The organism is Roseateles asaccharophilus (assembly GCF_004362405.1).
Taxonomy (GTDB): domain Bacteria; phylum Pseudomonadota; class Gammaproteobacteria; order Burkholderiales; family Burkholderiaceae_C; genus Kinneretia; species Kinneretia asaccharophila.
Window position 1 is genome coordinate 364,191 of record NZ_SNXE01000002.1, and the last position, 21,586, is coordinate 385,776.

The 21,586-nt window shown below is 67.5% G+C and carries 19 protein-coding genes; 10 read left to right on the forward strand and 9 right to left on the reverse strand.

Annotated elements, in window-relative coordinates:
* From acnA to DFR39_RS06500, 6 genes are all read right to left on the reverse strand, one after another.
* Nucleotides 1–2,698 (reverse strand): aconitate hydratase AcnA (gene acnA / locus DFR39_RS06475; protein ID WP_133602983.1); only part of this gene is annotated, 2,698 nt, incomplete at its 3' end.
* A 115-nt stretch (nt 2,699–2,813) separates the two neighbouring features.
* Complete coding sequence (locus DFR39_RS06480) at nt 2,814–4,061, reverse strand: Zn-dependent hydrolase (protein ID WP_133602723.1); 1,248 nt, start codon at nt 4,059–4,061, stop codon at nt 2,814–2,816.
* Between the two features lie 12 nt (nt 4,062–4,073).
* Entirely contained in the window at nt 4,074–5,531 is a 1,458-nt protein-coding gene (hydA, locus tag DFR39_RS06485) for a dihydropyrimidinase (protein WP_133602724.1), read from the reverse strand.
* Between the two features lie 13 nt (nt 5,532–5,544).
* Nucleotides 5,545–6,999 (reverse strand): NCS1 family nucleobase:cation symporter-1, encoded by a 1,455-nt coding sequence (locus DFR39_RS06490; protein WP_133602725.1) that lies wholly within the window; start codon nt 6,997–6,999, stop codon nt 5,545–5,547.
* A 104-nt stretch (nt 7,000–7,103) separates the two neighbouring features.
* Entirely contained in the window at nt 7,104–8,411 is a 1,308-nt protein-coding gene (preA, locus tag DFR39_RS06495; protein WP_133602726.1) for an NAD-dependent dihydropyrimidine dehydrogenase subunit PreA, read from the reverse strand.
* 8 nt (nt 8,412–8,419) lie between these two features.
* Nucleotides 8,420–9,763: an NAD(P)-dependent oxidoreductase gene (locus DFR39_RS06500; protein ID WP_133602727.1), complete on the reverse strand. Its 1,344-nt coding sequence runs from the start codon at nt 9,761–9,763 to the stop codon at nt 8,420–8,422.
* Nucleotides 9,764–9,986: 223 nt separating this feature from the next.
* Here DFR39_RS06500 and DFR39_RS06505 point away from each other — a divergent pair, with 223 nt between their 5' ends.
* The 6 genes from DFR39_RS06505 to DFR39_RS06530 all read left to right on the forward strand — a co-directional run bounded on the left by DFR39_RS06505 (nt 9,987) and on the right by DFR39_RS06530 (nt 14,464).
* Complete coding sequence (locus tag DFR39_RS06505; RefSeq protein WP_133602728.1) at nt 9,987–10,610, forward strand: TetR/AcrR family transcriptional regulator; 624 nt, start codon at nt 9,987–9,989, stop codon at nt 10,608–10,610.
* A gap of 38 nt (nt 10,611–10,648) precedes the next feature.
* On the forward strand, nt 10,649–11,203 hold the full coding sequence (locus tag DFR39_RS06510; RefSeq protein WP_133602729.1) for a YbaK/EbsC family protein: 555 nt from the start codon (nt 10,649–10,651) through the stop codon (nt 11,201–11,203).
* Complete coding sequence (locus DFR39_RS06515) at nt 11,200–11,439, forward strand: DUF1289 domain-containing protein (protein ID WP_133602730.1); 240 nt, start codon at nt 11,200–11,202, stop codon at nt 11,437–11,439. The genes DFR39_RS06510 and DFR39_RS06515 overlap by 4 nt, the downstream gene beginning before the upstream one ends.
* Nucleotides 11,440–11,465: 26 nt before the next feature.
* The gene (locus DFR39_RS06520) at nt 11,466–12,116 is read left to right on the forward strand and encodes a 2-hydroxychromene-2-carboxylate isomerase (RefSeq protein ID WP_133602731.1); all 651 of its coding nucleotides are present in this window, start codon (nt 11,466–11,468) and stop codon (nt 12,114–12,116) included.
* A gap of 194 nt (nt 12,117–12,310) precedes the next feature.
* Nucleotides 12,311–14,002: an MFS transporter gene (locus DFR39_RS06525; protein ID WP_133602732.1), complete on the forward strand. Its 1,692-nt coding sequence runs from the start codon at nt 12,311–12,313 to the stop codon at nt 14,000–14,002.
* 252 nt (nt 14,003–14,254) lie between these two features.
* Nucleotides 14,255–14,464, forward strand: a complete 210-nt coding sequence (locus DFR39_RS06530; RefSeq protein WP_133602733.1) for a hypothetical protein — start codon at nt 14,255–14,257, stop codon at nt 14,462–14,464.
* A gap of 63 nt (nt 14,465–14,527) precedes the next feature.
* Here the strand turns inward: DFR39_RS06530 and DFR39_RS06535 are convergent, their stop codons facing one another.
* The 3 genes from DFR39_RS06535 to DFR39_RS06545 form a co-directional block, all read right to left on the reverse strand.
* A complete protein-coding gene (locus DFR39_RS06535) occupies nt 14,528–16,108 on the reverse strand; it encodes a sensor histidine kinase (protein ID WP_133602734.1) in 1,581 nt (526 codons plus the stop codon).
* A 199-nt stretch (nt 16,109–16,307) separates the two neighbouring features.
* Entirely contained in the window at nt 16,308–17,147 is an 840-nt protein-coding gene (locus tag DFR39_RS06540) for a universal stress protein (protein WP_133602735.1), read from the reverse strand.
* 85 nt (nt 17,148–17,232) lie between these two features.
* A complete protein-coding gene (locus DFR39_RS06545; RefSeq protein WP_133602736.1) occupies nt 17,233–17,685 on the reverse strand; it encodes an Hsp20/alpha crystallin family protein in 453 nt (150 codons plus the stop codon).
* Between the two features lie 255 nt (nt 17,686–17,940).
* Here DFR39_RS06545 and DFR39_RS06550 point away from each other — a divergent pair, with 255 nt between their 5' ends.
* The 4 genes from DFR39_RS06550 to DFR39_RS06565 are packed head-to-tail and all read left to right on the forward strand — an operon-like array spanning nt 17,941 to nt 21,565.
* Nucleotides 17,941–18,570: a thermostable hemolysin gene (locus DFR39_RS06550; RefSeq protein WP_246030720.1), complete on the forward strand. Its 630-nt coding sequence runs from the start codon at nt 17,941–17,943 to the stop codon at nt 18,568–18,570.
* Nucleotides 18,567–20,039 (forward strand): AMP-binding protein, encoded by a 1,473-nt coding sequence (locus tag DFR39_RS06555; protein WP_133602737.1) that lies wholly within the window; start codon nt 18,567–18,569, stop codon nt 20,037–20,039. Before DFR39_RS06550 ends, DFR39_RS06555 begins: the two co-directional genes overlap by 4 nt.
* A 24-nt stretch (nt 20,040–20,063) precedes the next feature.
* Complete coding sequence (locus tag DFR39_RS06560; protein ID WP_133602738.1) at nt 20,064–20,744, forward strand: iron-containing redox enzyme family protein; 681 nt, start codon at nt 20,064–20,066, stop codon at nt 20,742–20,744.
* Nucleotides 20,741–21,565 carry an SDR family oxidoreductase gene (locus DFR39_RS06565; RefSeq protein ID WP_133602739.1) on the forward strand — a complete coding sequence of 275 codons (825 nt, stop codon included), beginning with the start codon at nt 20,741–20,743 and terminating at the stop codon, nt 21,563–21,565. The genes DFR39_RS06560 and DFR39_RS06565 overlap by 4 nt, the downstream gene beginning before the upstream one ends.
* The last annotated feature ends 21 nt before the right edge of the window (nt 21,566–21,586 follow it).

Consider the following 21,586-nt stretch of genomic DNA (forward strand, 5'->3'; position numbering starts at 1 on the left):
AGGGGAGGATGCCGCCGTGGCGGTAGTACTCCACCTCGATGGGCGTGTCGATGCGCAGGATCAGCGCCCGCTCGAAGCGGCTGCCGTCGGCGCGGGCGACCACCAGGGTGGCTTCGCGCTGGGGCTTGAGCTCGCCCTCGAGGCGGATGTCGATCAGCTCGTCGCCCTTCAGACCCAGGCTCTCCCAGCTGTCACCGGCCTTGAATTGCAGGGGCAGCACGCCCATGCCCACCAGATTGGAGCGGTGGATGCGCTCGAAGCTCTTGGCCACCACGGCCTTGATGCCCAGCAGCTGGGTGCCCTTGGCGGCCCAGTCGCGGCTGGAGCCGGTGCCGTATTCCTCGCCGCCGAAGATCACGGTGGGCACGCCCGCGGCGATGTAGTCCATGGCCGCGTCGTAGATGTAGCGCTTCTCGCCCGAGGGTTGATACAGCGTCCAGCCGCCTTCCTCGCGGCTGCCGTCGGCCTTGGGCGGGATCATCAGATTCTTGATGCGCACATTGGCAAAAGTGCCGCGCATCATCACCTCATGGTTGCCGCGGCGTGAGCCGTAACTGTTGAAGTCGGGCTTGCTCACGCCTTGGGCCAGCAGGTACTGGCCGGCGGGCGAGCTGTCCTTGATGGAACCGGCCGGCGAGATGTGGTCGGTGGTGATGGAGTCGCCAAACAGGGCCATGATGCGGGCGCCCTGCACGCCGGCAGCCGTGAACACTGGCTCCTGCGTGAAGCCCTGGAAGAAGGGCGGCTGCGCGATGTACGTGCTCTGGGGCCAGTTGTAGACCTGGCCCTCCACGCCCTTGATGGCCTGCCAGAGCTTGCCCGGCTTCTTGTCCACCTGCTCGTAGTTTTGCTTGAAGGCCTTGGGGTTCATCGCGTACTTCATCAGCGCGTAGACCTCCTCGCTGGTGGGCCAGATATCGCCCAGGTAGATGGGCCGGTCCTTCTTGCCCAGGCCCACCGGCTGCGTCATCAGGTCCACCGTCACATTGCCGGCGATGGCATAGGCCACCACCAGGGGCGGCGAGGCCAGGAAGTTGGCCTTCAGATTCGGGTGGATGCGGGCCTCGAAGTTGCGGTTGCCCGAGAGCACGGCGGCGCAGACCAGGTCGTTGGACGTGATCACCTCGTTGAGCTCGGGGGCCAGATCGCCGGCATTGCCGATGCAGGTGGTGCAGCCGTAGGCGGCGAGGTTGAAGCCCAGCTTCTCCAGATAGGGCAGCAGGCCGGCTTTCTCCAGGTACTCGGTCACGATGCGCGAGCCCGGGGCCAGCGAGGTCTTGATATGGGGCTGCACCTTGAGCCCGGCCTCCACCGCCTTCTTGGCCAGCAGGCCCGCGGCCAGCAGCACGCCGGGGTTGGAGGTGTTGGTGCAGGAGGTGATGGCGGCGATCAGCACATCGCCGTTGCGGATGTCCAGGCCGCCCGTGGTCTTGAAGACCTGGCCCAGCTTCTGGACGGGCTGGTTGAAGCCGTTCTCCGCCACCGGCTTGCTGAAGAGCTCGCTGAACTTGGTCGATAGATGGCCGATCTCGATGCGGTCCTGCGGGCGCTTGGGGCCGGCCAGGGAGGGCGCCACCGTGCCCAGGTCCAGCTTGATCACGGCGCTGTAGTCGATCTCGCCGGCCTTGGGAACGCCGAAGAGCTGCTGGGCCTTGAAGTAGGCCTCGAAGGCCTCGATCTCCTTGCCCGTGCGGCCGGTGCCGCGGAAGTAGTCCAGGGTCTTGTCGTCCACCGGGAAGAAGCCCATGGTGGCGCCGTACTCGGGGGCCATGTTCGCGATGGTGGCGCGGTCGGGCACCGAGAGGCTGGCCGTGCCCTCGCCGAAGAACTCCACGAACTTGCCCACCACCTTGGCCTGGCGCAGGATCTCGGTGACGGTGAGCACCAGGTCGGTGGCGGTGACGCCCTCGCGCAGGCGGCCGCTGAGTTCGAAGCCCACCACATCGGGCGTCAGGAAGTAGACCGGCTGGCCCAGCATGCCGGCCTCGGCCTCGATGCCGCCCACGCCCCAGCCCACCACGCCGATGCCGTTGATCATGGTGGTGTGGCTGTCCGTGCCCACCAGGCTGTCGGGGTAGTAGACCTGGCCGGCCTTCTTGCCCGTTTTGTGCACGCCGCGGGCCAGATACTCCAGATTTACCTGGTGCACGATGCCAAAGCCCGGGGGCACGACGGCGAAGGTGTCAAAGGCCTGCATGCCCCACTTCATGAACTCGTAGCGCTCACGGTTGCGCTCGAACTCCAGCTTCATGTTCAGGTCCAGGGCCTTCTTGCTCCCGTAGTGGTCGATCATGACCGAGTGGTCCACCACCAGGTCCACGGGCACCAGGGGTTCGATGGCCTTGGGGTTCTTGCCTTGGGCGGCCGCCACATTGCGCATGGCCGCCAGATCGGCCAAGAGGGGTACGCCGGTGAAGTCCTGCAGCACCACGCGGGCCACGACAAAGGGGATCTCCTCGTTGCGCGCCGCCTTGGGCGCCCAGTTGGCCAGCTGGGCCACATGCTCGGGCGCGACCTTCTGGCCGTCGCAGTTGCGCAGCACCGACTCCAGCACGATGCGCAGCGAGACGGGCAGGCGCGCGATGCCCGGGTAGCGCCGGCTCAAGAGGGGCAGGGAGTAGTAGTGCCCCGTTCTGCCCGAGGCCGTGTGGAACTCGGCGACGGTGTCCTGAAAGGGGTGCGGCTTGGCAAGATCCATGGCGTCCTCCTGTGCAAGGGAGTCTGCATTGTGCGGACCCTGCAGGCGCTTGGGAACCCAGGGGCCTTTCAAGCCGCCTGCGCAGCGCAGGCGGACGGCCTCGGCCCGGCGCGGCTCAGACCCTACCCGCCCGCTCCAGCATGGCATGCAGCAGCACATTGCAGCCGGCCGTGATGTGCTCGGGCTGGGCGTCTTCGATCTCGTTGTGGCTGATGCCGTCCTTGCAGGGGATGAAGATCATGCCAGCCGGTGCCAGGCGCGCCATATAGACCGCGTCATGCCCGGCGCCCGAGACCACGGGCATGCTGTCGTAGCCCAGGGCCTCGGCCGCCTTGGCCACGGCAGCCACGCAATCGGGGTGGAAGGGCTGGGCCGGGTAGGCGCTCACCGGCTGGATCGTGATGGCCAGGCCCGTCTCCACCGCCAGGCGGCTGGCCACGGCGCGGATATCGGCATCCATGGCCTCGCAGAGCGCATCGCTGGCATTGCGCAGATCGATGCTGAACTTGACCCGGCCCGGGATCACATTGCGGCTGTTGGGGTGGACCTGCACCATGCCCACGGTGCCGCGCCCATGGGGCGGGTGCCGGTGGGCGCAGGCCACTACCTCCTGCATCAGCCGCGAGGCGACCTGCAGTGCATCGCGGCGCAAGGCCATGGGCGTGGGGCCGGCATGGGCCTCCATGCCGGTGACGGTGCAGTCGTACCAGCGTATGCCCAGCACCCCGGTCACCACGCCTATGGTCTTGCCATGGTCCTCCAGCACCGGGCCCTGCTCGATATGGGTCTCGAAATAGCTGCCTATGGGGTGCTCTCCCGGCTCCTCCTCGCCGATATAGCCGATGCGCTCCAGTTCCTGCTGCACCGACTTGCCCTCCGTGTCGGTGGCGGCATAGGCATGCTCCAGCGTGAAGGCCTTGGCGAAAACGCCCGAGCCCATCATCACCGGCACGAAGCGCGAGCCCTCCTCATTGGTCCAGAAGGCCACCTCGATGGGCGCCTCGGTCTCTATGCCCTGATCGTTGAGCGTGCGCACCACCTCCAGGCCGGCAAGCACGCCGTAGTTGCCGTCGAACTTGCCGCCGGTGGGCTGGGTGTCGATATGGCTACCGGTCATCACCGGGGGCAGGGCGCTGTTGCGGCCCGCGCGGCGCATGAAGACATTGCCGATCTTGTCCACCGTAACCGTCATGCCGGCCTCGCGCGCCCAGCGGGTGACGAGGTCGCGGCCCTGCTGATCCAGGCTGGTGAGGGCCAGGCGGCAGACGCCGCCCTTGTCGGTGGCGCCGATGCGGGCCAGCTCCATCAGCGAGTCCCAGAGGCGCTGGCCATTGACGCGAAGTTCGGGGCGTGGGGTGTTCATGTCTGGGGCTCCTTAGCGGGCCACGGCCGTCGGGGCCAGGTCTTGAGCGCGGGCCTGGGCGGCCGCGAAATTGGGGCCGAAGGCCGGACGTTTGAGGTAGCGGCCCCGGCCGGGTTCGGCGCGCAGATCGCCCTGCACATAGACCAGGCGGCCCTGGCTCAGGGTGTGGCTGGGAATGCCGCGCACGGTGCGGCCCTCGAAGATATTGAAGTCACCCTTGCTGTGCTGGGTCTTGGCCGAGAGGGTCTTGCTGCCCTGCGGATCCCAGAGCACCAGGTCGGCATCCGAGCCCTCGGCGATCAGGCCCTTGCGCGGGTAGAGGTTAAAGAGCTTGGCCGCATTGGTCGAGGTGATGGCCACGAATTCGCTGGGCGTGAGCCGGCCGCTGTTGACGCCGGCGTCCCAGATCACGGCCATGCGCTCCTCGATGCCGCCGCAGCCGTTGGGGATCTTGGCGAAGCTCTCCAGGCCCGCGGCCTTCTGCTGGGCGCAGAAGGTGCAGTGGTCGGTGGCGGTGGTGTGCAGCTGGCCGCTTTGCAGGCCGCGCCACAGAAAGTCCTGGTGAATCTTGGGGCGGAAGGGCGGGCTCATCACATGGGCGGCGGCGGTGGCGAAATCGGGGTGGCGGTAGACGCTGTCGTCGATCAAGAGGTGCCCGGCCAGCACCTCGCCATAGACGCGCTGGCCGCGCGCGCGGGCGCGGGCAATGGCCTCGGCCGCCTCGATGCAGCTCACATGGACGATGTAGATGGGCACGCCCAGCACCTCGGCAATGGCGATGGCGCGGTTGGCCGCTTCGCCCTCCACCATGGGCGGGCGGGAGAGCGGATGCCCCTCGGGCCCGGTGATGCCCATCTTGGCCACCTCCTGCTGCAGCAGATAGACCAGCTCGCCGTTCTCGGCATGGACGGTGGGCATGGCGCCCAGATCCAGCGCGCGCTTGAAGCTGTTCACCAGGGTCTCGTCATCGCACATGATGGCGTTCTTGTAGGCCATGAAGTGCTTGAAGCTGTTGATGCCTTCCTCCTGCACCAAGCGGCCCATATCGGCATGAACCGACTCGCTCCACCAGGTCACAGCCACATGAAAGCCGTAGTCGGCCGCCGACTTCTCGGCCCAGCCGCGCCAGGTCTGGTAGGCCTCCATCAGCGGCTGCTGGGGGTTGGGGATGACGAAGTCGATGATGGAGGTCGTCCCCCCGGCCAGGCCCGCGGCCGTGCCGGTGAAGAAGTCGTCCATGGTCACCGTGCCCATGAAGGGCAGCTGCATATGGGTGTGCGGGTCGATGCCGCCGGGCAGCAGGTACTGGCCCGAGGCATCGAGGGTCTGGCAGCCCGCCGGCGCCTCGGCGGCCGCGCGCGCGCCGACGGCGGCGATCTTGCCGTCCAGGCACAGCACATCGGCGGCGAACTCGCGGTCGGCATTGACCACGGTGCCACCGCGGATCAGGAGGGCGGGGGAGCTGCTCATGGTGGGGGGTCTCCTATTGCTTCTTGGGGGCGGTCAGGTAGTAGTAGAGGCCGGCCACGGCCAGGCTGAAGAACCAGCCGAAGTCGTAGAGGCCCAGCAGCAGGGGCGGCACGGCGCTCTTGGCGATCAGGCCCGAGACGGCCAGATAGCCCGGCAGGCAGGGCAGCACGCCCAGCACGAAGGCGATCACGGCCTGCGGGTTCCAGCCGCCGCGGTACTCGTACTCGCCGCCGCGCCGGTAGAGGTCGTCCAGCTTGAGCTCGGTCTTGCGCACCAGGTAGTAGTCCACCAGCAGAATGCCGGCGATGGCGCCCAGAAGGGTGCCGTAGCCGCCCAGCCAGGTGAAGAGGTAGCCGCCCGAGGTGGCCAGCAGCTTCCAGGGCATGAAGACCAAGCCGATCAGCGCGGCGATCAGGCCGCCCATGCGGAAGCTGATCTTGCTGGGCGCGCACTGGCTGAAGTCGTAGGAGGGCGAGACCAGATTGGCCGCCACATTGGTGGTGAGGTTGGCCAGCAGGATCACCAGCAGGCCCAGGCCCGCGGCCACCGGGCCCATCTGGTTCAGCAGGCCGTCGGGGAAGAGCTGGGCCTTGCCGTAGAGGATGGCGGAGGCCGAGAAGCCGATGATGCCCACCATGGAGAACAGCGCCATGGGAATGGGTAGGCCCACGGCCTGGCCCAGCACCTGGTCCTTCTGGCTCTTGGCGAAGCGGGTGAAGTCCGGGATGTTCAGGGCCAGCGTGGCCCAGAAGCCCACCAGGCCGGTGAGCGCGGCCCAGGTCTTGGGTCCACCCTCCACCACCTTGGCCGGCAGATTGAAGAGCTGGCCCGCGGGCACCTGCATCACCAGCACCACCACCAGCAGCAGCGAGGCCGCGATCATCAGCGGCGCGGCAATCACCTCCAGCAAGCGGATCGATTCCAGGCCGCGCCAGATGAAGACGATGTGCAGGGCCCAGAAAGCCAGGAAGCAGAGGAACTGCGAGTTGCTGATGGTCTCGCCTTCGGCCGGACCGGCCAAGCCTAAGCCCAGCACATTCAGAAAGCCATGCAGGGCCAGGGCGCCGAAATAGCAGTTGATGGAGAACCAGCCGCAGGCCACCAGACCGCGCAGCACGGCCGGCAGATTCGCGCCCTTGACGCCGAAGGAGGCGCGGGCCAGCACCGGGAAGGGGATGCCGTGCTTGGGGCCCACCTTGCCGATCAGCAGCATGGGCACCAGCACGATCACATTGGCCAGAAAGACCAGCCAGACGGCCATCTGCCAGCTGAAGCCCTGGTCCAGCATGGAGCTGGCCATGGTGTAGGTCGGCACGCACACCACCATGCCCACCCAGAGGGCGGCATAGTCCTTCCAGCCCCAGTGGCGCTGCGCGGCCGTGGTGGGCAGCAGATCTTCATTGGCCAGCGGATTGCTGGCTGTGTGCTCGGGCTGCGCCTCGGTCTGGGCGCTCGCGCTGATGCTCATGTGCTTTCTCCTTGTTTGAAGGTGGGGATCACGTCAACAACAACAGCAGGCGAGCAAGCTTTGTGCCGGGTGGTCGCGCTCGCCACGCGGCCGCCTTGGGGGACTCAGGCCGTAACGGTCCGCATCGGGTTGTTGGGATGCGTGGTCCAGTTGGCGTACTCGGCGCTGACGGGCTGGCCGGTGCGCGCATCGATCTCGCCGGGCATCACGCGCCGCATGGTGATGGTGTCGGGCACGGGGCAGATGGAGACGCAGAGATTGCAGCCCACGCATTCGGCCTCATTGACCTCGAAGTGGCGCTTGCCGTTCTTGCTGGCGAAGATGGCCTGGTGCGAGGTGTCCTCGCAGACGATGTGGCAGCGCCCGCACTGGATGCAGGAGTCCTGATGGATGACCGCCTTCTCCACATAGTTCAGGTTCAGCTGGTTCCAGTTCTTGACGGTGGGCACGGCCAGGCCGCGCATGGCGTCGAGATTGGCGTAGCCCTTCTCGTCCATGTAGTTGGACAGGCCGTTGCACAGGTCCTGCACGATCTTGAAGCCATAGACCATGGCCGCGGTGCAGACCTGCACCGTGCCGCAGCCCAGGGCGATGTACTCGGCCGCATCGCGCCAGGTCGTGACCCCGCCTATGCCCGAGATGGGCAGGCCGGCCGTCTGCGGGTCGCGGGCGATCTCGGCCACCATGTTCTGTGCAATGGGCTTGACCGCCGGGCCGCAGTAGCCGCCGTGCGAGCCCCAACCATCGGTGCTGGGGTGCATGACCATGCGGTCCAGGTCCACGCCCATGATGGAGTTGATGGTGTTGATCAGGCTCACCGCATCGGCCCCGCCGGCCTTGGCCGCGCGCGCCGGCTGGCGCACATCGGTGATATTGGGCGTGAGCTTCACGATCACCGGCAGGCGGCTGTACTGCTTGCACCAGGCCGTGACCATCTGGATGTACTCGGGCACCTGGCCCACGGCCGAGCCCATGCCGCGCTCGCTCATGCCATGCGGACAGCCGAAGTTCAGCTCGATGCCGTCGGCCCCCGTGTCCTCGACCATGGGCAGGATGGCCTTCCAGCTCTGCTCGGTGCAGGGCACCATCAGCGAGACGATCATGGCCCGGTCCGGCCAGGCGCGTTTGACGCGGCGGATCTCCTCCAGATTGGTGCGCAGCGGCCGGTCGGTGATGAGCTCGATATTGTTCAGGCCGATCACGCGCCGGTCCTGGCTCATCAGGGTGCTGTAGCGCGGGCCGCTGACGTTCACCACCGGCGGGTCCTCGCCCAGGGTCTTCCAGACCACGCCGCCCCAGCCCGCCTCGAAGGCGCGCACCACATTCACTTCCTTGTCGGTAGGCGGCGCCGAGGCCAGCCAGAAGGGATTTGGACTCTTGATGCCCAGGAAATTGCTGCTGATATCGGCCATGGTGTGTCTCAGCCCTTGGTCAGGAATGCATCGATGGAGAGCGCGGCCTGCTTGCCATGCTCGACCGCCTCGACCGTGAGGTCGCGTCCGCCGAAGCGGCAGTCCCCGCCGGCCCAGACCTTGGGGTGGCTGCTGCGCCCGGCGGCATCGGTGGCAATGCGCCCTTGCTTGAGCTCGATCTCGGGCACGGGCGCGGCGACAAAGCTCTGGCCAATGGCCTTGAGCACCAGATCGGCCTCGATCACGAAGCGCTCGCCGGTCTCCACCAACTGCCCGCCCTGCTCGCGGGTCACGGCGAACTCCACGCCCGTGACCCGGCCGCCCTCGGCCAGGATCTGCTTGGGCGCGGCCCAGGTGCGCAGGCTCACCCCGTTCCTCTGCGCCCAGTCCTGCTCATAGGGCGAGGCACTCATGGCCTCCAGACCGCGGCGGTAGACCATGGTGACCTCGCGCGCGCCCAGCTTCTTGCTCTGCACCGCGGCGTCCACCGCGGTCATGCCGCCGCCGATGACCAGCACGCGGCGGCCCACCGGCACGGCGGCCGGGGAGGGGGCCTGGCGCAGCTCGGCGATGAAGTCCACCGCGGCGCGAAGCCCCTCGCACTGCGGCTCGGCAAATCCCAGGGCATTCACGCCTGTCAGGCCCAGACCCAGAAAGACCGCGTCGTACTCGGCGGTGAGCTGATTCAGCGTGACATCGCGGCCCAGCTGCATGCCTGTCTTGGCCCTGATGCCGCCGATGGACAGCAGCCACTGCACCTCGCGCTGTGCGAAGCCGTCGGTGGTCTTGTAGCTGGCCAGACCGTACTCGTTGAGGCCGCCCAGCTTGGGCCGTGCCTCGAAGAGCAGGACCTCATGCCCGTGCCGCGCCAGGCCATGGGCCGCCGCCAGACCGGCCGGGCCCGCGCCCACCACGGCCACCTTCTTGCCGGTGGCCGGGGCGCGCGTGAACAGCGGCTGGGCGTCCGGCTTGGCGAAGAAGGCATCGGTCGCGTAGCGCTGCAGCAGGCCGATCTCCACCGGCTTGCTCTCGTTGGTGTTCCTGACGCAGCCCTGCTCGCACAGCATCTCGGTGGGGCAGACCCGCGCGCACATGCCACCCAGGGGATTGGCTTCCAGAATGGTCTGGGCCGCACCGCGCGTGTTGTCCTGCGCGATGCGCTGGATGAAGGTGGGGATGTCGATGCCTGTGGGGCAGGCCGTGGTGCAGGGCGCGTCGAAGCAGTAGTAGCAGCGCTCGGCCTCGATCAGGGCCTGGGCGCGGTTCAGCGGCGGATGCGCGTCGCTGAAGTTCTGCGCGTAGTCGGCGGCCGCAAGTCGGCCGGCCGCGATGCCTGGCGTGTGGATGTCCATCAAAGGGGCTCCGGTTCGCTGGGTAGCTGGTGTGCGGATAATTCACGTGTTGGTAAAAATTAACCAGCTGGTAAATTCCCGGGGCTGGTCAACCCGAGGCCGCCGGCATGGGCGGGATCGCGATAATTTCCCCATGTCCCCGACGAGCCAGAATCGAGGCGCACGCACCAGGGCGGCGCCTGTCAAGACCGCGGCGGTGCAGCCCGCACCGCCTGTGCCCGCCATGCCCCAGCCGCGTGCGGCCCGTTTGCGCAAGGAGGCCGCCATCTGTGCCGAAGCGGAACGCCAGTTCGCGCAGTACGGCTTTGAGGGCGCGTCGCTGGAAAACATCGCCGCGGCCTTGGGCCTCAGTCGCCACAACCTGCTGTACTACTACCCCAGCAAGGAGCTGCTGTACCGCACCGTGCTGGACGGGGTGCTGGCCGAATGGCTGGCGCGCATGGCGGGCATCGTCTCCGGCGCCGACCCCGAGGCCGCCATGCGTGAGTACATCGCTGCCAAGCTGCGCTTCTCGCGCGAGCGGCCGGCGGGCTCCCAGGTGTTTGCGCGCGAGGTCATGGCCGGTGCGCCGCGCTTTCGCGATGCCATCGAGGCCCAGGTCCTGCCGGCCCTGAATGCCGATGTGAAGACCTTCGAGCGCTGGGCGCGCGAGAAGCGCATTGCCCGCCTGGACTACCGCCACCTGATGTTCACCATCTGGGCCAGCACCCAGGCCTATGCCGACCTGGCGCCGCAGTTCGCTCTGCTGCTGGGCAAGCCGGCGCTGGAGGAGGGCGACTACGCGGCCGCCGAAGGTCTGATCTGCCAGCTGGTGCTGGGCGGTCTGCTCGCGGGCACGAAGGCCTGAGTCCGCAGGCCTGTGCCGGGCTGCGAGACAATCGCGCCATGCTAATTCCTGAAGAATCCAAGCACGTGGCGGAAGGCCCGGAGGCTCGCCCGCCGGGGTTTCAGCGCGTCAGCGCTGCCCTGCGGGCCCGCAAGCACCCCCATGAACCCGTCTGGCTGGAGGTGGCGGCGCGCACCTCGCAGGAGGCAGCCGATGCCTTGGGTGTCCGCTTGGGCCAGATCGCCAAGTCGGTGGTGTTCAAGCGCAAGGCCGACGAGCGCGCGGTGCTTGTGATCGCCTCCGGCGATCGGCGCATCGACGAAAAGCTGCTCAAGTTTCACACCGGCCCGCTGGGACGCGCTGACGCGGACTATGTCAAAGCGTGTACCGGTTTTTCCATCGGCGGTGTCTCGCCGCTGGGCTTTGCGCCCACCCAGGGTTTGGAGGATCCCTTGCTGTTTATCGATCGTGAGCTGTTTCGTTTTGAGCTGATTTGGGCCGCAGCCGGTCATCCCAACGGCGTGTTCCAGATGAGCCCGTCCGAGTTGGAGGCGCTGACCGGCGCGCTAGTGATCGATGTGGTGCAGGCCCAGTCTGCGGAGTTGTCGTCATGAGCGTGACCTGCCCCCCGCCGGCCCCCAGCCAGGTCAAGTCGCCCTGTATCAATATCTGCCGCATGCATGCGCCCACCGGCCTGTGCGAGGGCTGTGCCCGCACCATTGCCGAGATCACCGTCTGGTCCAAGGCCGATGATGCCACCCGGCTGGAGATCCTCGCTCGCCTGCCCGAGCGCCGTGCCTCGCTGGTGGAGCAGGGCGTGTTCACTGCCGCCGAACCTAGCTCGATCTGAGCTGCCCCCATCCTGAGCGAGTCGCCATGAAAACCCTGAGCTTCTACTTCGACCCCATCTCGCCCTACGCGGCCCTGGCCTTCGAGCGCCTGCCCGAAGCCCTGGCCGGCTGCAGCTACGAGGTGGAGTACCGCCCGGTGCTCTTTGCCGCCATCCTGCACGCCCTTGGCCAGAAGGGGCCGGCCGAGATCGAGAGCAAGCGCCACTGGACCTACCGCCAGGTGGCTTGGCTGGCGCACCAGCAGGGCCAGGTCCTGGATCTGCCGGCCCAGCACCCCTTCAATCCGCTGCCTCTGCTGCGCACGGCCTGGGCCTGCGCTTCGGGGCCTTCGGGCACGCCCAATCGTCTGGTGGTGGAGAAGATCTTTCACCATGTCTGGCGCGCTGCCGGTGCCGACGCCAACGACGCAGCCCGCCTGGAGGCCCTGAGGCAAGACCTGGCCCCAGCGCAGGCCCCCGAGAGCGAGCCGGTCAAGCAGCGCCTGCGAGATGCGACCGAGCAGGCCATACAGCGTGGCGTGTTCGGTGTGCCCACCTTCGAGGTGGATGGCCGCCTGTTCTGGGGGCAGGACGCCCTGCCCATGCTGGCGGCCTACCTGAAGGGGGACCCCTGGTTCGCAAGCGGGGCCTGGGAGGCTGCCGCGGGTGCGCGGCCCGGCGTGGCGCGCCGCCACTGAGCTTGCGTCGGCCCCTGGGGCTTTCCCGCAAGCCTCTCGCCATCTCACATCGAGGAATGTAGGCCTAGGGTTGCTACCGGTTTTGTCAGCCAGCGTTCAGTCTCGCGTCAGAGAGCGGTCAGAGCCGGCGCCCATAGTCTGTTGCAAGGATCACCGGGCGGTGTTCCCCTCACACAAGCAACGGAGACAACACCATGGCGACAGCTACCGCGGTGTCCACCAACACGCCGATGACGGCCGAGGAGAAGAAGGTCATCTTCGCCTCCTCGCTCGGCACCGTGTTCGAGTGGTACGACTTTTATCTCTACGGTTCCTTGGCGGCCATCATCGCCAAGCAGTTCTTCTCGGGACTGGATCCGCAGGCCGCCTTCATCTTTGCGCTGCTGGCCTTTGCCGCGGGCTTCATCGTGCGCCCCTTCGGCGCGCTGGTGTTCGGCCGCCTGGGCGACATGATCGGCCGCAAGTACACCTTCCTGGTCACCATCTTGCTGATGGGCCTGTCGACCTTCATCGTCGGCATCCTGCCCACCTATGCCTCCATCGGCGTGGCCGCTCCGGTCATCCTGATCGTGCTGCGCATGCTGCAGGGCCTGGCCCTGGGCGGTGAGTACGGCGGTGCTGCCACCTATGTGGCCGAGCATGCGCCGCATGGCCGCCGCGGGGCCTACACGGCCTGGATCCAGACCACCGCGACCCTGGGCCTGTTCCTGTCGCTGATGGTCATTCTGGGCACCCGCACCGCCATCGGCGAAGAAGCCTTTGCCGACTGGGGCTGGCGCGTTCCCTTCATCGTCTCCATCCTGCTGCTGGGCATCAGCGTCTGGATCCGCCTGTCGATGAACGAGTCGCCCGCCTTCAAGAAGATGAAGGCCGAGGGCAAGACCTCCAAGGCACCGCTGTCCGAGTCCTTCGGTCAGTGGAAGAACCTGAAGATCGTGATCCTGGCCCTGTTCGGTCTGGTGGCCGGTCAGGCCGTGGTCTGGTACTCGGGCCAGTTCTACGCGCTGTTCTTCCTGTCGAACGTGCTCAAGGTTGACGGGCCGACCGCCAACATCCTGGTGGCCGTGTCTCTGATCATTGGCACGCCCTTCTTCGTGGTGTTCGGCACCCTGTCCGACAAGATCGGCCGCAAGCCCATCATCATGGCGGGCCTGCTGCTGGCCATCGTGACCTACTTCCCGCTGTTCAAGGCCCTGACCGAAGCTGCCAACCCCAAGCTGGCGGCAGCTCAGCTCAATGCCAAGATCACCGTGAGCGTGGACCCGGCCCAGTGCTCCTTCCAGGGCAGCCCCATCGCTCGCGATGTGGACTTCACCTCCAGCTGCGATATTGCCAAGCGCTCGCTCGCTCAGCAGTCCGCCAGCTACGAGACCGTGGCGGCACCCGGCACCAATGCCAAGGTGCAGATCGGCGAGAAGGTCATCGAGGCGCCCACCGGCGTGCTCACGGCCGGCGGCCACAAGTTCGACGAGGCTTCGGGCAAGGCCATCGCGGCCTTCAAGAAGGAAGTGTCGGAGGCCATGAAGGCCGCCGGCTATCCGCCCAAGGCTGACCCGATCAAGCCGCTGTCGGCCAGCTGGTGGAAGATTGTGGCCATCCTGTCCATCCTGGTCATCTACGTGACCATGGTCTACGGCCCGATCGCGGCCATGCTGGTGGAAATGTTCCCCACCCGCATCCGCTACACCTCCATGAGCCTGCCCTACCACATCGGCAACGGCTGGTTCGGTGGCCTGATGCCCACCATCGCCTTCGCCATGGTGGCCCAGAACGGCAATATCTACTACGGTCTGTGGTACCCGATCATCATCGCCTCCATCACCTTCGTGATCGGCATGCTCTTCGTGCGTGACACCAAGGACGTGGACATCTACGCCAAGGACTGATCCTCGCATCCTGGCGAACGCTGGCCGCGAGAGCGCGGCAGCAAAGCAGGGCGGCCCTCGGGCCGCCCTTTTTCATAGGTCCGGATCGAGGCGTGGTGACAGTTCGCTTGCGCGAATCGGCGCGTGCTTGTGCGTGCTTGTGCGGGTGCTGAGGGTGTGACTGAACACTCTGCTTGCTAGCGTGCCAGCCAGCCTGCCGTCAGCTAGGCGCGCAAGAATTGCGACCATCAACAAGCAAAGGAGACCCCTGGTATGTGGAAAATTCTGGTTGGCTTCGCCGTCTTTGCAGCCCTGGCCCTGTATGTGCTGAGCATGGGCGGAGACATCGATATGGGCGGTGAGAAGCATGGCATCGACCATCCGCCGGAAGCCGCATCCGCCGCTGCTTCCGCGCCCCAGGCGGCCAGCGCCGTGGCCGCTGCCGCCAGCGCCCTGGCACCGGCCTCCGCAGCTTCCAACTGAGCCCCAAATGAACAAGGCCGGTGGTTTGATCCACCGGCCTTGTTGCGCTTGGGGACCTCCGGTTCAGAGCATGGACTCGCCGGCTGCGCGCTGCGGGGCGATGCGGGGCATGCGTATCAGGGTGCGGGTGCCCGCGCCGGGGCTGGAAAAGACCTCGATCTGACCGCCCAGCACATTGGTCACAATGTTGTGCACGATGTGCATGCCCAGACCGGAGCCGCCGGTACCCAGCTTGGTCGTGAAGAAGGGATCGAAGATGCGGCGTCGCACCGACTCGTCCATGCCGCGCCCATCGTCCTGCACTTCCAGCTCCACCATTTCGACGTCATCGGCCACGGGCGCGCAGCGCACGCTGACCTGGCCGCTGTCACGCTTCTCGAAGCCATGCACCAGCGCGTTCATCAGCAGATTGGTGAGCACCTGGCCGAGGGCGCCGGGGTAGGAATTCATGGCCACGCCGGCCGCCAGCTCGGTCCTGATCTTGAAGGGCGTGTGCTTGAAGCTGGGCTCCACCATGACCAGCACATCCTCAATGACCTGGGCTAGCTCAAAGCCGCGCCGCGAGTCCGTGGTCTGGTCAATGGCCACCTGCTTGAAATCCCGCACCAGATCCGCCGCCTTCTGCACATTGCGGTGCAGGATGTCCTGCCCGCGGCGGGTGTCTCTGGCCAGCTCCTCCAGCAGGCTTCGGCGCATGGGCGTCTGGCCGCTGAGCATGGTTTCCAGTTCGCGCCAGCGGTCTTCCAGGGCCGAAACCACGGTCAGCGCATTGCCCAGCGGGGTGTTCAGCTCATGCGCGACACCCGCCACCAGGCGGCCCAGCGAGGCCAGCTTCTCCGATTCCACCAGCTCCCGCTGCGCCGTCTTCAGCGTGGCCAGGGCCTCGGTCAGCTCCGAATTCGTGGTGGTCAGCGCGGCCGTGCGTTCCGCGACCTGGGACTCCAGGGTGTTGGCATGCTGACGCAACTCATCAAAGGCCGCCAGCAGGGCCTGGCGCATGCGCTCCATGGCCTGGCCGACGCGGGCAATCTCATCATCGCCCTCCAGATCCAGGGTCTTGTCCAGGGACTGGTCCAGTCGACCCGCCGCCAGATTTGCGGCCGCATGGCTGAGGCGGTCCATGGGCTGCAGCACCCGGCGCTGCATCACCAGCAGGATCAGGCCCAGGGACAGGGTCAGGGTCAGGGCGCTGCGCCACAGGGTGCGCAGCATGTCGGCATTTCGGCGCTCCAGCAGGGGGGCGGCGCTCATGGTGACCGTGATCTGGGCAATCTCGCGCCCATCGCGCATCACGCCGCGGGTCTGGCTCAGTGTCAGCTCCGGCGAGCTGCTGCTGCGCTGGAACTCCAGGAAGGGACGGGGCGAGGAGGGCTCCATCACCAGCACGGAGACAAAGCGCGGATCATCGACCTGGGCCTTGATCATGGGCTCGGCCAGATCGGGCGAGACCTGCCAGATGGGCTCCGAGAGAGACAGGGCCAGGATTTCCACCACCCGGGCCAGGTCGCGGCGCAAGTCGTCCATGGCTTCGCGGCGCTGCGTCTGGAGGTCATACATCAGCACCGCGCCCGTGGGCACCAGCAAACCCACGACCAGGGCCAGCACAACCGCGTTGCGCAGTGAAGATCCGGCCAGACGTTTCATGGCAGCAAAGGCCCGTGGCCAGCGCGGCGCTTACAGGTGGGCAGCAGCATGGCGCTGATTATGAACACAGCACCGCGCCCCACGCCAGTTCTTTGGGTGCCAGGTCTTGAGGAAGCGCGGGCCTGGGAACGGAAAACCACAGCCGCCTTGTGGTGGCTGAGGGCTGGCTGGGGGTTTTCACCAGTCTTGCGCTTGCCGCTCAGTGTGACATCAGGACAGGCACGGTCATGGCATCCAGCATGCCACGGGTGGCGCCGCCCAGGATGCGCTCGGTCCAGCGGGCACGCCCGTAGGCACCCATCACGATCAGGTCGGCGTCCAGATCGGCGGCGCGCGAGAGCAGCAGCTCACCGACCGCCTGTGTGCCGCCGGTTTGCTCTTGGACCTCGGCCGTGACGCCCTGCCACATCAGCCACTGCTGCAAGGCGGACAGCCTCGGCGCCAGCGGTTCGTCCAGCCGGCTCTCGCGCCAGCTCAACACCTGCACCTGCTCGGCTCGGCGCAGCAGGGGCAGGGCGTCAGCGAGCGCGCGCGCGGCTTCGCGGCTGTCATCCCAGGCGACCAGGGCGCGTCGCCCCAGGGGGCCGTCCGCCCAGGCATAGGGCAGGATCAGGCCCGGGCGCGCGCTGTGCATCAGCACCTGCTCGCTGGCACTGCGACGCTGAGCATGGCCTGGACGCTCCGGATCTGACTGCCCCAGGATCACCAGATCGGAGCAATGGGCGTGACGCACCAGGGACTCGGCCACATCGGCCGTGTCCACCACCGCCTCGCAGGACTTGAGCCCCGCTTCCGCACAAGCCTGACGGAAGGCCTGCGCTGTGCCCTGCGCCTGCTCGAGCAGCAGATCCCAGGCCATGGTGTTGAATGACTCCAAGGCGGCCGCGGCCTCAAGGGCCAGGGGCATGCGCAGCAGGCCGGTGGGGGCCAGTCCCACCAGACGGGCTTGCATCAGCTTGGCCAGGGCTATGGCCTGCTGCACACGCGCGGCACAGGTGGGGGCATCATCCAGGTGGACAAGCAGGCTGCGATAGCTCATGAGGACTCTCCCTGTGGCTGTATTCGGGCATCTTGCTGGTCATCGTGCCCCGGGTGCTTGATGCAACGCAAGCGCCAGCGCCCCCTCACGGACGGGCTTGCTGTACGGCGATGGTGCGGCTGCTCGTGGCCTCACGCTTGGGAAGGACCAGGTTCAGCACGCCGTTGTCGTAGCGGGCCTGCACCCGGCCCGCGTCGATGTCATGCGCCAGGGAGAAGCCGCGCGTGACCGGACCCTCGCGGCCCTCGCGCAGCAGCACGCGCGCGGCCCCGCTTCCGGTCGGAAAGTCCTCGTCATAGGCAGGGATGTCGGCGGCGATATTGACGAAGTTGCGATCAACGGTGACGCGCACACTGTCCTTGTGCGCGCCCGGCAGTTCGGCGCGCACCCGGTAGTCCTGGGCGGTCTCGCAGATGTCTAGGCGTATGCCATCGCCCAGGGCGTCGGTGTCCATGGCCGCGCGCAGGGCCGGCATCAACTGCTGCAGCAGGCCGGGGATGGTCGCTTCCTGAGAGCTGCGGGGCGGATAGGCGCTCATCGTCGGTTCCTCGCTGGCGGCTGCGGGCGTCACGTCCAGTTGTGGCGCCCTGTGTCCGAAGTCTATGCACGCCGGCCGCGGCGAGCTTGTCAAGGATCAATCACCGCGGCCATCCCGCAGCGGGCCGGGTGCCTCAAGCCTCGACGTCCATGGCGCTGTTCATGCAGCGTCGCCGCGGCGCTTAAGGCCTTGTTAATCGTCCGGGCCGAGCATTCGCTGCATGGGAGGCCTGTCGGCGCTCCCCAAGGAGTTGTCTTGTTGCTGAATGCCCAGATGCCGGAGCCTCGCCACAAGGGGTTGGACTTGGCGGCCCAGCTGAAGGTCTGCGGACCTGCAGATCCCGGCCGCGCCGAGCTTGAGACCTTCATCCAGCGGGTGTTTTCCCAGCGCTATGGCGCGGTGGTGGATGAGTTCGCCCCCGTCCTGGTCGGTCTGTACGACCCGCTTGAGGGCCTGGTTGCCGCCGCCGGCTATCGCGGCGCTGCAGGCGGGCCCTTGTTTCTGGAGCGCTATCTCGCGGCGCCCGTCGAAGCGCAGCTGGCGGCGTCCGCAGCCTCACCCCTGGGGCGCGAGGCGATCGTGGAAGTGGCGCATCTGGCTGCCAGTCGCGCGGGCGAGGGGCGTCGATTGATTGCGCTGCTGGGTCAGCACCTGGTCTTGCAGGGCTTTGAGTGGGTGGTCAGCACCTTGACGGCCGAGCTCCGGCACCTGTTCGTGCGCCTGGGCGTCACGCCGCTGGCCCTGGGCGCGGCCGACCCGCAGCGTCTGGGCGAGCAGGCCGCGCGCTGGGGCAGCTATTACGAGCACCAGCCCGTGGTGCTGGCCGGCCATCTGTCGCAGGCCCTGAGCCAGCTGGCCCGCAGGCTGGCGCGGGAGCGTTCATGAGCCCCTTGCAGATACCGCAGGACTGGGCCTGGATGGGCCCCCAGGCCGAGCTGGGGGATGGCGAGCGCCTCTTCACGCACGAGCAGCTGATGACCGAGGTGCGCGCACTGGCACACCAGCTGCGCGGCGCCGGCACCCGGGTTCTGGCCAGCTTGCTGGACAACGGGCCGGCCTGGGTCATTGCCGACCTGGCCGCCCAGGACCTGGTGCATGTGCCCCTGCCGCTCTTCTTCAGCCCGGCTCAGCGGCAGCATGCGCTGCAACACTGCGGCGCTGACACCTTGATCCTGCCCGCGAGTCTGGTCGATGCCATGGGCGGCCTGCCAGGTGAGCCCCTGGTGCTGGCCGGGCAGGCCCTGTGCCTGCTGCGGCTGCCCGGGCGTGCCCCCCTGATGCCGGAGGGCACGGCCAAGATCACCTTCACCTCCGGCACCACCGGCGCGCCCAAGGGTGTCTGCCTGACGAATGCGGCGATGCATGGCGTCGCCGCCTCGCTGGTGCAGGCGCTGGAGCCCCTGGATCTGCGGCGGCATCTCTGCGCCCTGCCGCTGGCCGTGCTGCTGGAGAACATTGCCGGCGTGCTGGCGCCCCTGCGCCGTGGCGCCACGGTGCTGCTGCCACCCTTGTCGCAGCTGGGCCTGAGCGGATCCTCGGGCTTCGACGTGCAGCGCTTCGACCAGTGCGTGCGTCAGTTCGAGCCGCACAGCCTGATCCTGTTGCCGCAGATGTTGCGTGCCTGGGTGGCCTGGCTGGCGCGCAGCGGCCTGCAGGCGCCGCCTGGCCTGAGGCTGGTGGCCGTGGGCGGCGCCGCGGTGGGTCAAGCGCTGCTGTCCCGGGCGCGAGCCCTGAACATACCGGCCTACGAAGGCTATGGCCTGTCCGAGGGCAGCTCCGTGCAGACCTTGAATCTGCCCTGGGCCGATTGCCCCGGCAGCGCGGGGCGCGCGCTGCCCCATGCCCAGATCCGCCTTGCCGACGATGGCGAGATCGAGTTGCGCGGCAGCCTGTTCAGCGGCTATGTGGGCGAGAGCACGGCCGTGCCCACATGGTGGCCCAGCGGGGATCTGGGGGAACTGGATGCCCAGGGCTTCTTGCACATCCGCGGCCGCAAGAAGCATGTGCTGATCACGAGCTTCGGGCGCAATGTGTCGCCGGAGTGGGTCGAGACCGCGCTTCGCAGCCAGGACGCGATTGGCCAGGCCGTGGTCTTCGGCGAGGCCATGCCCGCGCTGTGCGCCGTGCTCTGGCCAAGCCATGGTGCTGTGGATGCCGCGGCGCTGCAGGCGGCCGTGGCCGCCGCCAACGCCACATTGCCCGATTACGCCCGCATCGGATGCTGGTGCATGGCCCAGGGCGTCTTCGGTCCCGAGTCCGGACTGGCCACGGCCAATGGCCGGCCGATCCGGGCGCAGATCTGGCACGCACACCGCGAGTTGCTGGGCGATCTGTCCGACGCCCTCTCTTCCTGACCCCGACCTACGGAGCACGTTTCCATGAGTTTCCATGCCCGTCTGCTTGCCGAGACCGCGACCGAGCGCACGTTCATGCAATCCGTCCCCATCATCCAGGGCTGCCTGCGCGGCGAGGTATCGCTCGCCAGCTATGTCGCCTTCCTGCGCGAGGCCTTCCATCATGTGCGGCACACCGTGCCCCTGCTGCAGGCCTGCAAGGCAGCCCTGCCGACACGCCACGACTGGCTCAGGGAGGCGCTGGACGAGTACATCGAGGAAGAGGCCGGTCATGAGGAGTGGATCCTGGCGGACATCGCCGCCTGCGGCCAGGACGCGCAGGCCGCGCGCGCCTCGCGCCCGGGCGTGGCGACCGAGCTGATGGTGGCTTATGCCTATGACGGCATCGCGCGCGGCAACCCGCTGAGCTTCTTCGGCATGGTGCTGGTGCTGGAGGGCAGCAGCGTCGCGCTGGCGCTGCTGGCGGCCGAGGCCATCCAGAAGCCGCTGGGCCTGCCCGACGCGGCCTTCACCTATCTCCGCTCCCACGGCACCCTGGATCTTGAACACACGGCCCACTTCCAGCAGCTCATGGACCTGATCGAGGATGAGCGCGACCAGGCCGATATCATCCACGCCGCCAAGGTCTTCTACCGCCTGTATGGCGATGTCTTCATAAGCCTGCCCCTGCCACGCGAGACCCAAGTGGCCGAGGTGATGGCATGAAGGCCGAGCAAGCCCGGGTGCTGCTGACGGGCGCCGCTGGCGGCATCGGTCGGGCGTCGGTGGATGTGCTGCTCGCGGCCGGTGCCTCGGTGCTGCTGGTCGGACGCGACCCCCACAAGCTGCAGCAGCTGATGGCGCAGGCCGCCCAGCGTCATGAGGGCGCCGCGGCGCGGCTGGCCTGGCAGTGCGCTGATCTCCAGTCGGATCAGGAGATTGCGGCCCTGGCCCGTGTGGGCATGGACTGGGGCTGCAATGTGCTCGTGCATGGCGCGGGTGTCCCGGCCTTCGGCCCGCTGACGTCCCTGGACGCTGCGACCCTGCGCGGCGTCATGCAGACCAATCTGCTGGCCCCCATGCTGCTCACGCAGTCGCTGCTGACGCATCTGATGCGCCAGCCCCGGGCACAGATCATCTGCGTGGGCTCGGCCCTGGGCCGCATTGGGCTGCCCGGCTTCAGCGCCTACTGTGCCAGCAAGTTCGGACTGCGGGGCTTTGCGGAGGCCCTCAGGCGCGAGGTGGCCGATAGCGGCGTGCTGGTTCAGTACCTGGGGCCGCGCAGCACGCGCACCGAGTTCAATGACGCGGCGGTCCAGGCCTACAACCAGGCCACCAAGACGGCCATGGATGCACCCGAGCGGGTGGCCCGCGAGCTGCTGAGCTTGCTGGTGAACGAGGCGCCGGAGCGCTTCATCGGCTTCCCGGAAGTGCTGGCGGTTCGACTCAACGGCCTGCTCGGCGCTTCCATGGACGGGGCGTTCGTCAAGCATGGCCGCAGCCTGGGGCGGCCGGCCGTGCCGCAGCAGCCCTTCACCCATTCCTGACTCGTTTTCACCCGGAGACAC

Bases quoted from the DNA above. Each gene is read 5' to 3' on its own strand.
- DFR39_RS06480 (WP_133602723.1), bottom strand. From the start codon at position 4,061: ATGAACACCCCACGCCCCGAACTTCGCGTCAATGGCCAGCGCCTCTGG.
- hydA (WP_133602724.1), bottom strand. From the start codon at position 5,531: ATGAGCAGCTCCCCCGCCCTCCTGATCCGCGGTGGCACCGTGGTCAAT.
- DFR39_RS06490 (WP_133602725.1), bottom strand. From the start codon at position 6,999: ATGAGCATCAGCGCGAGCGCCCAGACCGAGGCGCAGCCCGAGCACACA.
- preA (WP_133602726.1), bottom strand. From the start codon at position 8,411: ATGGCCGATATCAGCAGCAATTTCCTGGGCATCAAGAGTCCAAATCCC.
- DFR39_RS06500 (WP_133602727.1), bottom strand. From the start codon at position 9,763: ATGGACATCCACACGCCAGGCATCGCGGCCGGCCGACTTGCGGCCGCC.
- DFR39_RS06505 (WP_133602728.1), top strand. From the start codon at position 9,987: ATGCCCCAGCCGCGTGCGGCCCGTTTGCGCAAGGAGGCCGCCATCTGT.
- DFR39_RS06510 (WP_133602729.1), top strand. From the start codon at position 10,649: ATGCTAATTCCTGAAGAATCCAAGCACGTGGCGGAAGGCCCGGAGGCT.
- DFR39_RS06515 (WP_133602730.1), top strand. From the start codon at position 11,200: ATGAGCGTGACCTGCCCCCCGCCGGCCCCCAGCCAGGTCAAGTCGCCC.
- DFR39_RS06520 (WP_133602731.1), top strand. From the start codon at position 11,466: ATGAAAACCCTGAGCTTCTACTTCGACCCCATCTCGCCCTACGCGGCC.
- DFR39_RS06525 (WP_133602732.1), top strand. From the start codon at position 12,311: ATGGCGACAGCTACCGCGGTGTCCACCAACACGCCGATGACGGCCGAG.
- DFR39_RS06530 (WP_133602733.1), top strand. From the start codon at position 14,255: ATGTGGAAAATTCTGGTTGGCTTCGCCGTCTTTGCAGCCCTGGCCCTG.
- DFR39_RS06535 (WP_133602734.1), bottom strand. From the start codon at position 16,108: ATGAAACGTCTGGCCGGATCTTCACTGCGCAACGCGGTTGTGCTGGCC.
- DFR39_RS06540 (WP_133602735.1), bottom strand. From the start codon at position 17,147: ATGAGCTATCGCAGCCTGCTTGTCCACCTGGATGATGCCCCCACCTGT.
- DFR39_RS06545 (WP_133602736.1), bottom strand. From the start codon at position 17,685: ATGAGCGCCTATCCGCCCCGCAGCTCTCAGGAAGCGACCATCCCCGGC.
- DFR39_RS06555 (WP_133602737.1), top strand. From the start codon at position 18,567: ATGAGCCCCTTGCAGATACCGCAGGACTGGGCCTGGATGGGCCCCCAG.
- DFR39_RS06560 (WP_133602738.1), top strand. From the start codon at position 20,064: ATGAGTTTCCATGCCCGTCTGCTTGCCGAGACCGCGACCGAGCGCACG.
- DFR39_RS06565 (WP_133602739.1), top strand. From the start codon at position 20,741: ATGAAGGCCGAGCAAGCCCGGGTGCTGCTGACGGGCGCCGCTGGCGGC.